Source organism: Metaplanococcus flavidus (genome assembly GCF_042675885.1).
Taxonomy (GTDB): domain Bacteria; phylum Bacillota; class Bacilli; order Bacillales_A; family Planococcaceae; genus Planococcus; species Planococcus flavidus.
Map to the genome: position 1 here is coordinate 49,779 of NZ_JBHTKI010000011.1, position 15,222 is coordinate 65,000.

A 15,222-nucleotide genomic window follows, 5' to 3' on the forward strand; every position below is an offset into this window, starting at 1 on the left:
GGAGGGAAACTTCAATGAGAAAGCTTCAACGTACAAGTTCTCAACGTAAGGCACTATTGCGTGATCTTACAACAGACTTAATCGTACACGAACGCATTCAAACGACTGAAGCTCGTGCGAAAGAAGTGCGTTCAACTGTTGAAAAAATGATCACTCTTGGTAAACGTGGGGATCTTCATGCTCGCCGTAAAGCTGCAGCATACATCCGCCGTGAACTAGTGACAACTGCTGACGAAGAAGGCAACGAAAACACAATCTTTGCTTTGCAAAAATTGTTTGATGATGTTGCACCACGTTACGCAGAACGTCAAGGCGGCTACACGCGCATCATGAAAATGGGGCCTCGTCGCGGAGATGGCGCACCGATCGTAATTATTGAATTAGTTTAATTTTCATCTTCTGAATCAATTTTTGCTTCGGCAAGGTTGGTTCTTCTGAAGAGGGTTCACGCCCTCTTCTTTTAGCATAATGATTTATACGACAATATGAAAAGCTGAGTGTTATGATGAGCGAGCCTTTATGAGGCGGCGTCTCGTCTAGCTCTACGCACCTCATTCAACCCCGGCTTAAGCAACTGGGGAGCTATAGAGACAGAAAAGCGCATTTCTCTGAATGAGGTGCGCGCTTTTTTTTATTTATTTTACATATGCTTGTTCTACCGAGTAGAGTAGAGACGAGATGAGTCAGGGGAGGTCAGCTGAGATGAATTCGGAAATTTTGTCATTCGAAAACGTGACATTCACATATAATGCAGAAGATGAAGGAGTACAGCCGGCAGTGTCGGGTGTGTCCTTTTCCATACAAGAAGGAGAATGGATCGCCCTGGTCGGACATAATGGTTCAGGAAAATCGACCATAGCGAAATTAATGAATGGCCTGCTGTTTCCAGGAAAGGGAGAAGTGAAGGTTTTCAGTCAGACAATGACTGAAGACACCTTATGGGACATCCGGTCACAAATGGGAATGGTTTTTCAGAATCCGGACAATCAATTTGTCGGAGCTACAGTGCAGGACGATGTAGCTTTCGCTTTGGAAAATAACGGCGTTCCGCATAAAGAAATGGTGGAACGGGTACACGAGGCACTGAGCCAGGTGAAAATGGAAGATTATAAGGACCATGAACCTCACCATCTATCGGGTGGGCAAAAACAGCGGGTGGCGATTGCCGGTGCACTCGCCATGCGGCCTAAATTGCTGATTCTCGACGAGGCCACGTCAATGCTTGATCCGCAGGGCCGGAGAGAAGTCATTGAGACAATCCGCCGGTTGAGAGAGTCTGCAGGACTTACAGTTATTTCGATTACGCATGACTTGGAAGAAGCGGCTTTGGCTGAACGGATCATCGTCATGAATCAAGGCGGAAAACACGTGGAAGGCTCGCCGAAAGACGTTTTTCAGCGTGGCAGCGAATTGACGGAAATGGGATTGGACCTGCCTTTTGCAATGCGGATGACGCATTTATTGCAGGAAGCGGGAGTGGGGCTTCAGGAAGAACATATGACAGAAGATGAGTTGGTGGATGAACTGTGGAAATTTTACTCGAAGGCGTAGGCTATAGTTATGCTGAAGATACGCCATTTGAAAAAAGAGCTTTAACGGATGTTAATCTTCATATTCCTTCCGGCTCCTATACAGCAATCATCGGCCATACCGGTTCGGGCAAGTCGACAGTTCTTCAGCATTTGAACGCACTATTAAAGCCTACGGAAGGTACAGTCATGATCGGAGACCGAAAGATAGAAGCCGGCGTAAAGGCAAAAGATCTTCGGAACGTCCGCCGCCGGGTCGGTATAGTTTTCCAGTTTCCTGAGCAGCAGCTTTTTGACGAGACGGTGCTGAAAGATATCATGTTCGGCCCGCTCAATTTCGGTGTTCCCGAAGAAGAAGCTGAAAGGCGGGCGCGAGAACTTGTCGTGCAGCTCGGATTGCCGGAGGGAGTGCTGGAGAAATCGCCATTCGATTTATCTGGCGGCCAGATGCGCCGCGTCGCCATAGCGGGTGTTCTGGCGATGGAACCGGAAGTTCTGGTGCTGGATGAACCGACGGCCGGATTGGACCCGAGAGGGCGCAGGGAAATTATGGATCTTTTTTATGAGCTGCACCGGAGCAAAAACCTTACAACGGTTCTGGTGACCCACAGCATGGAAGATGCGGCAAAATACGCCGATCGTGTGGCCATTATGCATAAAGGCCGTTGTGTGGTTACTGGAGATCCGGAAGAGATTTTCTCAAATGAAGAGCAATTAGGCGATTACAGCCTCCAGGCGCCGCGCAGTGTAAGACTTCAGCGGGATTTTGAAGAACGAACAGGTGTAAAGCTCAGCGATATTTCATTGACTGAGGAAGCGCTGGCGCAGAACATTGCCTCGATCTTGGCGGAAGGACGTGGATCCCTATGATGGAGAAAATGATTTTCGGCCGGTTTATACCGGGTGATTCAGTCATACACCGGATGGATCCGCGGGCGAAAATTCTTTTTGTGTTTCTATTTATCGCCATTGTTTTTGTCGCCAATAATGCAATAGGTTATGCCATCTTGCTCGGCTTTACGCTATTAGTGGTGTTCCTTTCTAAAATCCGGCTGTATTTTTTGATAAACGGCTTGAAACCGGTCTTTATTCTATTGATATTTACCTTTTTCCTGCACCTCTTCTTTACCAGGGAAGGGGATGTAATATTCAGTTTCTGGTTTATAGAAGTTTACGAGGAAGGTCTAAGACAGGGGATTTTCATTTCCATCAGATTTCTGGTGCTGGTGTTCATCACCAGTGTCCTGACATTGACTACTTCCCCGATCTCGATAACGGACGGCATTGAAATTCTGCTGGGACCATTTAAGAAATTAAAATTGCCTGTGCATGAGCTCGCGCTGATGATGTCGATTTCGCTGCGTTTCATCCCGACATTGATGGATGAAACCGGTAAAATCCTGAAAGCGCAGATGGCCCGTGGATCTGACATTGGCTCGGGTCCGATGAAAGAGCGGGTCAAAGCTGTCGTCCCACTCTTGATTCCGTTGTTTGTCAGCGCCTTTAAACGTGCTGAAGATCTGGCGACCGCCATGGAAGTCAGAGGCTACCGCGGGGGAGAAGGACGAACGCGCTATCGCCAGCTGAACTGGCGGGTAGCGGACACTCTCAGTTTGCTGATGCTCGCAGGGCTGACGGCGATCCTTTGGTATTTCCGGGCATAAGGAGAGAAATTATGAAACGAATGAAAGCGGTCATCGCATATGACGGTTCCGGGTTTGCGGGCTATCAGATACAGCCGGAATCACGGACCGTCCAAATTGAATTGCTGAAAGTGCTGAAGAATATCCATAAGGGGCGCGATGTCCAAGTGGTGGCAAGCGGCCGCACCGATGCGAAAGTTCATGCCACAGGCCAGGTGATTCATTTTGATACGGATTTCAACATTCCGGTCGAGGGGTGGCTGAAGGCATTGAATGTGCTGTTGCCGGAAGATATTCGGGTACTCGGCATCCAGGAAGCAGAGGCCGGATTCCACGCGCGTTACCATACGATCGGAAAAACGTATCGCTATAAATGGGACCTCAGCAATATCATCAGTCCATTCACAAGGAATTATATGGTCCATATAAAACAGCGCCCGGATGTCGCATCGATGCGCAAAGCGGCAAAAGCGATTCTGGGCACGCACGACTTTTCCAGTTTCTGTGCTGCGAACACAGGAGTGGTTGATAAAGTGCGGACGATCCGGCGCCTGGACTTTGAAGAACACGGGGAAGAATTGCATATGGTTATCGAAGGATCCGGTTTCCTCTATAATATGGTGCGCATTATTGCGGGCACATTGTTTGAAGTGGGTATCGGCAAACGGACGCCGGAAGAAGTGGCGGAAATTATCCGTTCCGCAGACCGGGGAGCAGCCGGGAAGACCGCTGCAGCGCATGGTTTATATCTCGAAAACGTCGAGTATGAAAACTGAAGCAACCATTCCTGGTGTTTTTAGAAAAACGCTTGACTTTTTAGCGCTGGCGTTATAACATGATGTATGGTATTTTCATTACCCCCACGATATGCCCCGGAAGGTTATTTGTGCTAGGGATAACGAAAAAACGGAACAGCGGAACACTGTATTTTTAATTTCAAACGAGATGATTTATTAGGAGGACAATATACATGCGTACAACATTCATGGCTAAAGGTCACGAAGTAGAGCGTAAATGGTTGGTTGTCGATGCAGAAGGGCAAACTCTTGGACGTTTAGCTTCTGAAGTCGCTTCAATCTTACGCGGGAAATACAAACCAACATTCACACCAAACGTTGACACAGGTGATCACGTGATCATCATCAACGCTGACAAGATCCACCTTACAGGTAAAAAACTTACGGACAAAATCTACTATCGCCACACACAATTCACTGGCGGTTTGAAACAGCGTACTGCACTTGAAATGCGCACGAAATATCCGCAAAAAATGCTTGAATTGGCTATCAAAGGGATGCTTCCTAAGAACTCTCTTGGACGTCAAACTTTCAAGAAACTTCACGTATATGCAGGACCGGAACATAACCACCAGGCACAACAACCGGAAGTTTACCAACTTCGCGGCTAATAATCAGTAAATTAGAGGAGGATACACCTTTGGCACAAGTTCAATATTTAGGTACAGGTCGCCGTAAAAATTCAACAGCACGTGTCCGTTTAGTACCAGGAGACGGCACAATTACAATCAACAACCGTGACGTATCGGATTACGTTCCATACGAAACTCTTGAGCAAATCATCAAACAGCCACTAGTAGCTACTGAAACTCTTGGAAGCTATGATGTGCTTGTAAACGTAAGAGGCGGAGGCTTCACAGGTCAAGCTGGAGCAGTACGCCACGGAATTGCACGCGCTCTACTAACTGTAGACCCTGCTTTCCGTCCAGCACTTAAAACTGCTGGCTTGTTAACTCGTGACCCACGCATGAAAGAACGTAAGAAACCAGGTTTGCGTTCAGCTCGTCGTGCACCACAGTTCTCGAAACGTTAATAGACTTGTTGATGTACCAGCGTTTACGAACCATTTTTGGTTCAAGTTGGTGCAAATCAATAATTTTTATTACAACGAATTTAACAGATTTAAAGCATCGGCATCCTGCTGGTGCTTTTTTTCTGGCATTAATTCGAGGTAATAGTTTTGAGTCGTTTGAATATTGATATGTCCAAGTCTTTGGGAAACGTAGGCAATATCAATGTTTTGGGAAAAAAGGAATGATGCATGTGTATCCCGTAAGCCATGGAAGGTCGTTTTCGGAATCTCTAACTGCTCTAATAGATCAGAGAGTAATTCAGACTGTTTAAAGCCGCTGAAACCGAAGGTATAGCCGTTATCCTTGGGCGGTATATTGTTTATTAGGTTGTATACTTCTTGATTTATGGAGACATCACGTTTAGCATTTTGAGTTTTTAGTGAAGTATCAGTAGAGGTAGGACTAATTGAATGTCTAACTTCAATACCGTATTCATATAGACTCTCAGGACGTATAGCTAATAATTCACCACGTCGCATGCCGGTTTCTAAGGCAAGTAGTACCAATAGGTTAAATTCGTCTTCAGGGTGCTGTAAGAGGTGATTTCGCAACTTCTTAAGGTTAGTGATGGATATTGCTTTATTACGCTTAGGAGGAGTCTCGCCACGTGTTTTTACTAAACGTGCGAAATCATTTGCAATGTAACCACGAGCGTATGCATCACGTAAAGAAGTTTTTATCTTAAGAAGCACTTCGTGTGTTGTTTTACGTGAATGTGTTTTAGCGTATTCGTCAATTTTTTTCTGAACAACAATATCGTTTAAATCTTTTAAACGAATATCTTTGAACAAATTTTTTACTACTTGAGATGTCCTAAGATAATTTTGAAACGTAGTTTCTTTGACATCATTAACTTTTACTAGGTAAATCCATCGCTCAAAAAAGTCCGCAAATGTCGTTGTTCTCTCCGCCAGTTCTTTACCTCCTCCTTTAGCTAATTCCATCTCTAACGCCCAAAGTTGTGCTTCTTTCTTCGTTAAAAATGTTTGAGATAGCTTATTGTGTTTTCCTTGCTTATATAAGGAAATTTGCGCTCGATATGCTTTTCCTCTTTTTACGATACTAGCCATACTATCAAATCCTCTCATAAAAATAGTTGATAGGATGCTAGTTGAATACAACTGAATTGTATTCGGAAACTAGCATATTATCAACTGGCGGTAATTTAAACGGATTGTTTCTCGATGAACTGCATTAAAGATTTTATAGTGTATCGTTCTTGCCGCCCGATCATAAAGCGGATAAGGTCATTATGAGGTCGTATATATTTATCGAATGATTTTGGGTCTACACCTAGAAAACTGGATGCCTGTTCTCTGGTTAAGAGGTAGGGGTAATCCTTCAAAATACTTTGTAAGCTCATTAGAATATCTCCTCCTTTTGAAATGTCTATTTGAATGGATAGCCTTGTTTTGTGTAGAGGACGGAATACTTTTTCAGCCACAATAAAACCTCTTCGGTAGGCTCATAATTTTCAAACTCATCTTGAAGAAATTCAACACACTTTTTAAGCCCCTCATCTCCCCAAATGTGCCAGACTTTAAACAAGTAGGGAAAGAGTCCTGAACCACTTAAAACATGCATTTGTGACTGTTCTAACAAGTTGTTTCTCGGTGAAGGGCTATTAAACATAAAGTTCCTTTGATTGAGTAGATTGAGCATCTTTTTTGTGTAAGTTGTTAATTTCTCTGATTTAACGTAATAGAATTGGTAACGATCAGTTAAAGCCGAAACGAGTAAATTTTTTAACTCGACGTCAGTATTTATAGTTTCCAATTGTTTTGATAAGCTATGCGCATATGCTCCTTTGAAGACTGATTCAAAGCGCACCCAGCTTTCACAATTAATTGCTTCTTCATAACGAACGCCCAGGGTATCAATTTGTTCTTTTTTCTTATCGTAGACTCTCAGTAAAGATTTGATGCTTTTGCCTTTTGAACCTACATAAAAAGTTGATGTTATATTATTTTTTGTAATGGCTGATAAATCTGAGTGATTTTTTCTTCCGGCAGCAGTTTTGATAATCTGATTTTTTTTAGTGAGCTGATTGTAAATTGTACTTACATTCAGTTTTTCATTAATAAAATCAATTGCAATGTCAATTCTTGATAATCTGGAAGTATACAAAGCATTATTATTTACGTTTTTAAGAAACTGATGAATCTGTATGGAGCTATTAAATAAAGATTCATATTGCTTTCTATATGCCATCCACGCATGCGCAGAAAACTTTATGCAAATGCCCATTTGTATAAAATCTGTATGATAAGCGATTGCGAAATAATAGGGTTTATTATCGCAAACAAAGCCATTTGAATATCCTTGGGGCAAAGAGTGTGACACTTCTTTTAGTTCACCTAATACAGTTTCTAAGTTTGACAGTCTAACGAATTCATTAATGAGATTGATAGCCATACCTTCCCATCCTTCGATGTAGCTAGGTCTTCGGTTTGGCTGCAACACTAATGTAAACTCATCAGTTTGAACATCCAGCAAAGTTATCACTCCTTTTAAGACATAAAACGTTGATAAATCAGCGTTCGTGTGGGCTTTATTGTGTTCCGGAACTTGGGTTTCTACAAAACCCAAGTTCCGGTTTTAAGAGATTCACAGCCTCTAGGATGTCAAAGTCCAGATAGCTAAAGTGGCAAATTTTAGGCGTGCTTGCTACGATTGGACAAGTGAAGACTCCTTGACCTAATGAAAATTCTTTCTCGGGTATATCCACTCCAGCACCAAAAGCCGTCGTGTAAGTCTGTTTTTCAGCGTTACCAAGTACAAACTTTACCGGCAAGTTTTCACGCAAGTTAGTAGGTAACAATGTGGCATCGGATTTTTGCATAACAATCCATATGAAAAATCCTAATTGTCGTCCTTGTAACACCACTTGAGATAGTAGCTTCATGACTTCATCACGCTTTTTTTTGTCCATGGTCTGCAATACGGTCTGAAAACTAGCAAATTCATCAAATATGAAGATATATGGCTCGTAATGGAAATCTGCATATGTTGCTTCTAATTTCGTACCAAGATCTTTTTTAATGTCTTTTTTTCTAGCTTCCATAGCTTCATTGAATGTTTGCAGTAGTTTAATAATGTCTTCTATGTCGGTGGCGGTATTTTCTTGTGAAAGCCTTTCGCCAAGAACAGCAAGACTCGAATTTTTTGGATCGGCAAAGTAAATATTGTAAACAATATTTTTAGTCAGCATTTGCAGGATGAGCGAATAAAGCGCATATGTTTTACCCGAACCAGTTTGCCCAACTAACAAAGTCCCGTGCAATGAAATTGAGATGGACTTATCAATCAGGAGTGTATAATCATCTAGTTGAGACGACTGTTTCTTTAAATCCCAAATAGTATTGAACTTAAGCTGTTGATCAATGTTGCTGTCGTAAATTTCAAAGATATAATAAAGTTCATTATTTGATAAATATGCTCTATCAACAATAAAATTATCCAAAGCAAAGGAAATGTTTACATCGCCTATGTCTTTGTTAAGGTTGATGTTTTCGACAAATAACTTCGCTTTTGAATATTCGTTGGAAAACTCTAATTTGATTTTTGGTAATTCGGCTACTTCGGTATTAAAGTAAACTCTTTTGTTGTAATAATTAGCGTCAAGAAAAGCTTTCCTCAGCTTGAGAAGGGTAAGGTAGTGGAATGTAGCGTATTTCATGCCTTTAGAAGCCTTGTTGCGAATTAGCCAGATAATTACTTGAAAAGTAAATATGACTGTTACAAGTGCTATAAGCCGGCTACTTAATTGTATAAAGACTCCCAACTTTAGTTGGGAGTCAATATAATTTAGAGAGAGCACCAGAACAACAAGCATCAAGCAAGTACTGAATATGAAAATGCCATTCTGTTGTCGTTGTGTTCTTAACTTACTTTGTTTGAACATTGACTTTTTCCACGTTTTTGAATCGAAGAATCAAGTCAAAGCCTATAACGAAAGATTTTTCTTGATCGAAATCAATTAAGCGTACATAGTCGCCTTTTTGAACATCGATACGATCTATACCATTCAAGATAGTGACATCGAAGGTGTTTAATATGTTGTTATCTCTCTTATGGCCAGTTTTCTTATCGTTACCGTAATCTGTATCATCTTTGGCAATTGCCAAGGTTAACATGACACCTTTTTCGTCTGGATCTTTTTTATTTGCATATGGTCTTTGGGAAACCAGTCTGTATGCGTTGTGTGTGTTTTTTAGAAATTCCTCTGCTTTGAATTTGGTCTCTGTGAAGACCCATGCGTTTGCGATCGGCATAGTGCATAACCTCTTTCTATTAGTTTTTATAAATACTTGTCTTCAATTTTGGTCAGTTCATCTAGAGTGGTTGCTGCATTGTCGACATTTTCGATGATTAACTTAACATTTTCGAAATAAAGAGTAATAGGCTCAAAATAGAATTCATTTAAATATTTTTCTAAAATGGATTTAGCTTCTTTTATATTCGTTTTGTTAAGTTGATCTGCGAAATCATCGAAAAGTAACCCGACATTATAAATTTCTCCGTAAGACCATGTGTTTTTATGCCCATGCAGGTTTGGGTAAGGTGATCCCATATTTTTTTCCTCCTTTCTTATTTGTGATTTAATCATATCATTTATTAAGTTTTTTATAAGGAAAACCATAGGGAAAAGATCATGGGGAAATCCAGTAGATAAATGTTGATTTAAAAGGTTTTTTATCTAATTTTAAGAAATATTATCAGGAAGTGGGTCTTAGTATGACGTGTGATTTAAAAGAGGAAGTAAAACAAAAGGAAATACTCGAGTATTTTGAAAGAAAGTATGATGAAAAGAATATCATCACTCAAAGAACAATAAGGAATTGGATGAAGGAGTTAAATATCGAATGTATTCAACCAACTCCTAAAAGAAATGCTGATAGACGTTATAAAAAAGAAGATATTTTAAATTTAGAAAAAAATAAAATGGACACTTTATTTAATAAAAAATATAAAAGACAACAAATGAAGTATGAAAGTCAAACATCTAACCATTTGGCAAAAAAAGGACAAGATGAATTTGCAAGGACTGTTGAGGCTGAGGAAGACTATAAGAGGTATTTGAATGCCCCTTCACATGTACAAAGAGGCGAAGATTTTGACCGACAACTCGAAGTTCAAGCAGATAAAATTATTAAAGAGGATATGCTAGAATTGTGCTTTAAAAAATTGTTTCCAAATACGGTAATAGATAGAGACGAATTAAAAGAAAACTTGCTATTACTAGATTCAGAATTTTTTTCGAATGATACAGAGAAAGGTATTGCGATGGATTATGTAGAAAGGAAGTTATACATCAAACACTAAAACATATAAATTGTTTCATAAGCAAAAAACAGGGGGGATTATAATGACTATTGATGTTGATTTATCGAGTCAGGAGTATGAGGTATTTGATATCATCAAGAAACCAAGTTTTGTGAATTTACAAAGCAAGAATTTTATATTTGGTAAAAATGGAATGGGGAAATCTACGCTCTGTAAGATAGTGAAAAATCAATTTGAAAGTTACTATGACGTAAAAGTTTTCACTGGTTTAAATAATATTTTAGAAGATAACAAGTTAAATGCACTTGTACTAGGTGAGGATAATGTAAAGGCTGCATCAGAATTAAAGCAAGTGGATTCAGAACTATCAATACTTGAAACAAACAAAGAAAAGTTACGCACGAAGTTAAAGTCATTGGGTGAGAAAAAAGATTTTGAAGATGAAAAAGTTGTGAAACATGATCTTTGTATAGCCAGAGAAGCAGAGGAGTCTAAACTTCAAAACCAACGAAAGGATATGGACTTTTTTCTTCAAAGCAAAGCAAAACAGCTCAAGGAATTTAACAGCCCTCGAATAACAAAGATAACCTATTATAAAAATGACTTTTTAAAAGATATTTCAAACTTTAAAATTATAGAGGAAGTAGAAGAACAAAAGTGCAAGAATATACTAAATGAAAAACCAAAAAGTATAATCCCAGATTATGAAGTCATAGATATAGATTTTGTAGGAATCATTGATAACGTAAATGAGATTTTACAATATAAAATCAAAGAAGTAATTACTGTAAAAGAAATTGATGATGATCTTGTTAAAAAAGAATTTGCACTAAAGGGATTAAAAATACATAAAGCTGGTGAAAATTGTTCGTTTTGTGGAAATAAAATTGAAGAAGAAAGATTAACAAATTTGGAATTATTAATCTCTTCTACGGAAATTAAAGAAAATGAAAAAAGAATAAAAGATGAATATGAGAAGATTGAAAAACTAATAAAACTGATGGAAAAAACAAGACTATTAAATAAAGGAGATTTTTACAGCCATTTTAGTAGTGAAGTAGATAATATAAACAAAAATCTAGAAATTAAAAAAGAAGAATACAAAAATTTACTTTTAACATTAAAAGACAAACTAAATGAGAAGTCTAGAAATGCTTTTAGTACTGTTAGTGAAATTAATATTAAAATTCCTGATAATTTCCTTCATCTAAATGAAGGAATTCAGGAGTTGATTATCCAAAGTAATAAATTAACTGGAAATTTAACAAATGAGCAAAATTTGGCAAAAGAAAAATTGAGATTGCACTATGTAGGATTGAAACTAAGAGAGAAGGAAGAATATAGAAAGGGATGGCGGGGGTACGAAATCGAGGATTACGAATTAACGTCTACAAAGGAGAATATTAAAAAAATTACTAATGAGATTAAAAATAAGAAACTAGCTATAAAGGGTTTAGAAACCGAACCTGAAAAAAATACTTTAAACTATTTACTGGTAGAAATTAGAAAACTAGAAATCGTAAAGTTAGAAATTTTAAAACATACTAGGAGTACTTATAAACTTGTTAGGATTATTAATGATAAATTGAAGCGTTCAGGTAAGTTGAATTTAGAATTGACATTGCGAGAAGATGAAAATAAAATTGAGCATTATCAGGTTAAAGACGGAGAAACTATCCGTTCAATTGATAAATTATCTACAGGTGAAAAAAATATAATTGGGTTCCTGTATTTCATTGAGAGCTTAAATAATCTAGAAAGAAAGAGCCATAAAAACAAAATTATTATTTTTGATGATCCGATGAATTCTAATGATGATACTATGCAGTATTTGATGATTACAGAAATCCAAAAATTATATCGAAATCAATATCTCGATAAGTTTAATTCAAAGAAGGATTATTTTGTGTGTTTAACACATAATGCGCACTTCTATTTAAATGTTCAACCCTATGGAAATCATAGGAAACAAAAACTAGTAGGTGATAATGAACTAAAAACTGTCTCTAAATATAATGAAAATAACTATTATAGGATTGAAGACAGAAACTTTGTTCGTATCACTTCTGAAAAAGAAGATTTTAATACGCATTATGAGTTTTTGTGGATTGAATTAAAGAGCCTGTATAATAACAATTTGTTAAACTCTATGCTCAATTCAATGAGAAGAATCATAGAAACATATACTAAGTTCAACAAAATACACCTTGATAAGTTTTATAAAAATAATGAACAACATAGGAAGCTATTTGACGTCAATTCACATTCAATAGATGATCATTCAATGGAGACCCTGGGAAAAGTAAAGGAAGAATTAATAGAAATCTTAGAACAAATATTTAAATCAAATCATGCAGAAAATCATTTTAATACTTATTGGAAAAAACCTAATAATTCTTAATTAAACCTAAAAAACCCTATAGTTGATAAAGCTAGTAATTGTATTCAACCAGCACCTACTATTGATTCAAATTGGTTCAAGTAGAATCATTTTCTTTCCATATATATGTGTGTTTATCCATTTATTATTTTATTCATTATTGATACAAGTGGATTTATGTGGATTAGCAATACTTATTTTTTATTAGTACAGTTCTCGAAACGTTAATATTATTAAAAACCCCTTTTCTCTTCGGAGAAAAGGGGTTTTATCTTTGTCTGAATTCCTAATGAAAGAGATGAAACCACACAAGAGCGGCTTTTTCCGCTTTTCGGTGTCCAGACTCCAGGGGCCTAGCTCAAGCCTGCAGTGCTCCTGCATCGCTTCGCTAGCTTCGTCGCAAAGAGTCGGCCGAACTCCCTTCGACCAACTCTTAGCTGAACAGGCGCTGTCGCTTTTCTACCAGAAAGTCAGAATTGATTTAAAATTAATAACGCTATGTTATACTGTACGGTGAGCAAAAGTGATAAGGAGTGTATATATATGTTGACTGAAGTACAAGTTCGCGAATTACTCGGAGAAGTACAAGATCCGTTTTTACATAGATCGCTGGCAGAAACAGATGGCATCACCTCGGTAAAGATCAAAGAGGAGAAAAATCATGTCAGTGTGAAATTGGCGATTGCCAAAGTGAATACACCAGAACAGATGCAATTGCAGATGAAGGTCGTTGAAATCCTGAAAGGCGCTGGAGTGGATTCAGTCGGAATCCGTTTTGAAGAGCTGGCTCCGGAAGCGATGGCTAAATTCCGCGGCACGGCAAATGAATCCGAAGCACAGGATCTATTGTCTCCAATGAACAAAGTCGAATTCATCTCGATTGCCAGCGGGAAGGGCGGGGTTGGTAAATCCACTGTTTCCGTCAACCTTGCGATTGCGTTGGCACGTCTCGGCAAGAAAGTCGGGTTGATCGATGCAGATATTTACGGGTTCAGTGTTCCTGATATGATGGGAATCGAAAAAACACCTGTCGTGCGTGGAGATACGATTATTCCGGTTGAACGTTTCGGCGTCAAAGTCATTTCGATGGGCTTCTTCGTTGAAGAGAACATGCCGGTCGTATGGCGCGGGCCGATGCTCGGTAAAGTACTGGATCAATTCTTCCGCGATGTGGAGTGGGGCGATCTGGATTATCTTCTATTGGACTTGCCACCGGGAACTGGAGATGTCGCACTCGATATTCACCAGATGCTTCCGGCTTCCAAAGAAATCGTTGTTACGACTCCTCACCCGACAGCAGCCTTCGTTGCGGCGCGTGCAGGGGCGATGGCATTGCAGACGGACCACGAAGTTCTTGGTGTAATAGAGAACATGTCCTGGTTTGAAAGCAAAGAAAGCGGCAAGAAGGAATACCTATTCGGACAAGGCGGAGGACCAAAGCTTGCGGAAGAGCTGCAAGTGCCGTTGCTCGGACAGATTCCTTTAGGTCAGCCGGACTGGAATGAAGCGGACTTTGCGCCGTCTGTATATCTTGAAGACCACCCAACCGGTAAGCTCTACGGAGAGATTGCCGAGAGCATCCTGAAACAATTTGCAGCTAAACGTCAATAATCCCAACCCGGAAACCTTTTACTGGTTTCCGGGTTTTTAATTATGCCGAAACTTCTAACAGTTCTTGGGACTTCAAGCTTTGTTCACATCTGGGCGGTTTCGTTTATGGATTTTTGCTCTTGCGATTGGTACAATCTTTAAAGAACTTCAAATAACGGAGGCATTAATGTGACAATACGAAATTGGGTAAAATTCTTTATAAATGCAATGCTGATAGGTGGAGCGATTACTGGGGTCCTCGGATTGTTCATACGATGGAACGATGTTTTCGCAGCGCCATTCGAAAACGGTGCGTGGGGTGAATTCATTGCCGGCTTTATCTGGTTGGTTGTAGTCGGGATGACGATGAGCCTGATTGCGCAAATGGGATTTTTCGCTTATTTGACAATCCATCAATTCGGAATCAATATGTTCCGGACGTTAACTCTTTGGAATTGGGTGCAGTTGCTGATCATCGCCGTAGTGATTTTTGATTTGATTGTCTTCCGATTTATGCCGAATGCCGATACAGCTGCTCAGGGCTGGTTGTATGCGGGACTTCTGACAATACTGATTGTAACATCGGTAGTGACAGCTTATTTCAAAGCGAAGTGGACCACGAAATCGACGTTCATATCCGCTTTGTTCTTTATGATTGCCGTGACTACACTGGAATGGCTTCCGGCGTTGATGGTTCAAGCGGGAAATGCCGACAGCTGGGTTACCTTGCTGTTGTTCCCATTCCTGGCCGTAAACGCATACCAATTGTTGGTGCTGCCAAAATACAATGCCAAGTCTGATGAAGACCGTCAGAAACTGGAAGAGCGCCGTGCGACACGAAAAGAAAATGCTAAGCCTGCTGCGGGGAAATCATAAGATTTTGAAGTGCCTGCTGAAACAGCAGGCGTTTTTTTATTTGGCATT

General features: G+C 39.6%; 16 protein-coding genes. 11 read left to right on the plus strand and 5 right to left on the minus strand.

Annotated elements, in window-relative coordinates; all coding sequences use genetic code 11:
- The first annotated feature begins 14 nt into the window (after positions 1-14).
- The 7 genes from rplQ to rpsI all read left to right on the plus strand — a co-directional run bounded on the left by rplQ (position 15) and on the right by rpsI (position 5,002).
- Positions 15-389, plus strand: coding sequence for a 50S ribosomal protein L17 (rplQ, locus tag ACFQ1X_RS08795; protein WP_144841123.1), 375 nt, complete (start codon positions 15-17; stop codon positions 387-389).
- A 313-nt stretch (positions 390-702) separates the two neighbouring features.
- Positions 703-1,551, plus strand: coding sequence for an energy-coupling factor ABC transporter ATP-binding protein (locus ACFQ1X_RS08800; RefSeq protein WP_144841122.1), 849 nt, complete (start codon positions 703-705; stop codon positions 1,549-1,551).
- On the plus strand, positions 1,527-2,399 hold the full coding sequence (locus tag ACFQ1X_RS08805) for an energy-coupling factor ABC transporter ATP-binding protein (RefSeq protein ID WP_144841121.1): 873 nt from the start codon (positions 1,527-1,529) through the stop codon (positions 2,397-2,399). Before ACFQ1X_RS08800 ends, ACFQ1X_RS08805 begins: the two co-directional genes overlap by 25 nt.
- Entirely contained in the window at positions 2,396-3,193 is a 798-nt protein-coding gene (locus ACFQ1X_RS08810) for an energy-coupling factor transporter transmembrane component T family protein (protein WP_144841120.1), read from the plus strand. Before ACFQ1X_RS08805 ends, ACFQ1X_RS08810 begins: the two co-directional genes overlap by 4 nt.
- An 11-nt stretch (positions 3,194-3,204) precedes the next feature.
- Positions 3,205-3,948, plus strand: coding sequence for a tRNA pseudouridine(38-40) synthase TruA (gene truA / locus ACFQ1X_RS08815; RefSeq protein WP_144841119.1), 744 nt, complete (start codon positions 3,205-3,207; stop codon positions 3,946-3,948).
- Positions 3,949-4,142: 194 nt separating this feature from the next.
- Complete coding sequence (gene rplM, locus ACFQ1X_RS08820; RefSeq protein WP_144841118.1) at positions 4,143-4,580, plus strand: 50S ribosomal protein L13; 438 nt, start codon at positions 4,143-4,145, stop codon at positions 4,578-4,580.
- A gap of 29 nt (positions 4,581-4,609) precedes the next feature.
- Positions 4,610-5,002 (plus strand): 30S ribosomal protein S9, encoded by a 393-nt coding sequence (gene rpsI, locus ACFQ1X_RS08825; RefSeq protein WP_144841117.1) that lies wholly within the window; start codon positions 4,610-4,612, stop codon positions 5,000-5,002.
- Positions 5,003-5,071: 69 nt separating this feature from the next.
- On the opposite strand, the gene ACFQ1X_RS08830 is transcribed toward rpsI, so the two are convergent.
- From ACFQ1X_RS08830 to ACFQ1X_RS08850, 5 genes are all read right to left on the minus strand, one after another.
- Entirely contained in the window at positions 5,072-6,112 is a 1,041-nt protein-coding gene (locus tag ACFQ1X_RS08830; RefSeq protein WP_144841116.1) for a tyrosine-type recombinase/integrase, read from the minus strand.
- A gap of 319 nt (positions 6,113-6,431) precedes the next feature.
- Positions 6,432-7,538, minus strand: a complete 1,107-nt coding sequence (locus tag ACFQ1X_RS08835) for a replication initiation factor domain-containing protein (RefSeq protein ID WP_144841114.1) — start codon at positions 7,536-7,538, stop codon at positions 6,432-6,434.
- A gap of 55 nt (positions 7,539-7,593) precedes the next feature.
- A complete protein-coding gene (locus ACFQ1X_RS08840; protein ID WP_144841113.1) occupies positions 7,594-8,946 on the minus strand; it encodes an FtsK/SpoIIIE domain-containing protein in 1,353 nt (450 codons plus the stop codon).
- Complete coding sequence (locus ACFQ1X_RS08845; RefSeq protein ID WP_144841112.1) at positions 8,930-9,316, minus strand: hypothetical protein; 387 nt, start codon at positions 9,314-9,316, stop codon at positions 8,930-8,932. The genes ACFQ1X_RS08840 and ACFQ1X_RS08845 overlap by 17 nt, the downstream gene beginning before the upstream one ends.
- 26 nt (positions 9,317-9,342) lie before the next feature.
- The gene (locus ACFQ1X_RS08850) at positions 9,343-9,615 is read right to left on the minus strand and encodes a hypothetical protein (protein WP_144841111.1); all 273 of its coding nucleotides are present in this window, start codon (positions 9,613-9,615) and stop codon (positions 9,343-9,345) included.
- Between the two features lie 164 nt (positions 9,616-9,779).
- Between ACFQ1X_RS08850 and ACFQ1X_RS08855 the strand changes: the two genes are divergently transcribed.
- The 4 genes from ACFQ1X_RS08855 to ACFQ1X_RS08870 all read left to right on the plus strand — a co-directional run bounded on the left by ACFQ1X_RS08855 (position 9,780) and on the right by ACFQ1X_RS08870 (position 15,174).
- Complete coding sequence (locus tag ACFQ1X_RS08855; RefSeq protein WP_144841110.1) at positions 9,780-10,367, plus strand: hypothetical protein; 588 nt, start codon at positions 9,780-9,782, stop codon at positions 10,365-10,367.
- A 43-nt stretch (positions 10,368-10,410) separates the two neighbouring features.
- Positions 10,411-12,729: an AAA family ATPase gene (locus ACFQ1X_RS08860; protein WP_144841109.1), complete on the plus strand. Its 2,319-nt coding sequence runs from the start codon at positions 10,411-10,413 to the stop codon at positions 12,727-12,729.
- 522 nt (positions 12,730-13,251) lie between these two features.
- Positions 13,252-14,319: an Mrp/NBP35 family ATP-binding protein gene (locus ACFQ1X_RS08865; RefSeq protein WP_144841108.1), complete on the plus strand. Its 1,068-nt coding sequence runs from the start codon at positions 13,252-13,254 to the stop codon at positions 14,317-14,319.
- A gap of 168 nt (positions 14,320-14,487) precedes the next feature.
- On the plus strand, positions 14,488-15,174 hold the full coding sequence (locus ACFQ1X_RS08870) for a KinB-signaling pathway activation protein (RefSeq protein WP_144841107.1): 687 nt from the start codon (positions 14,488-14,490) through the stop codon (positions 15,172-15,174).
- Positions 15,175-15,222: the final 48 nt, after the last annotated feature.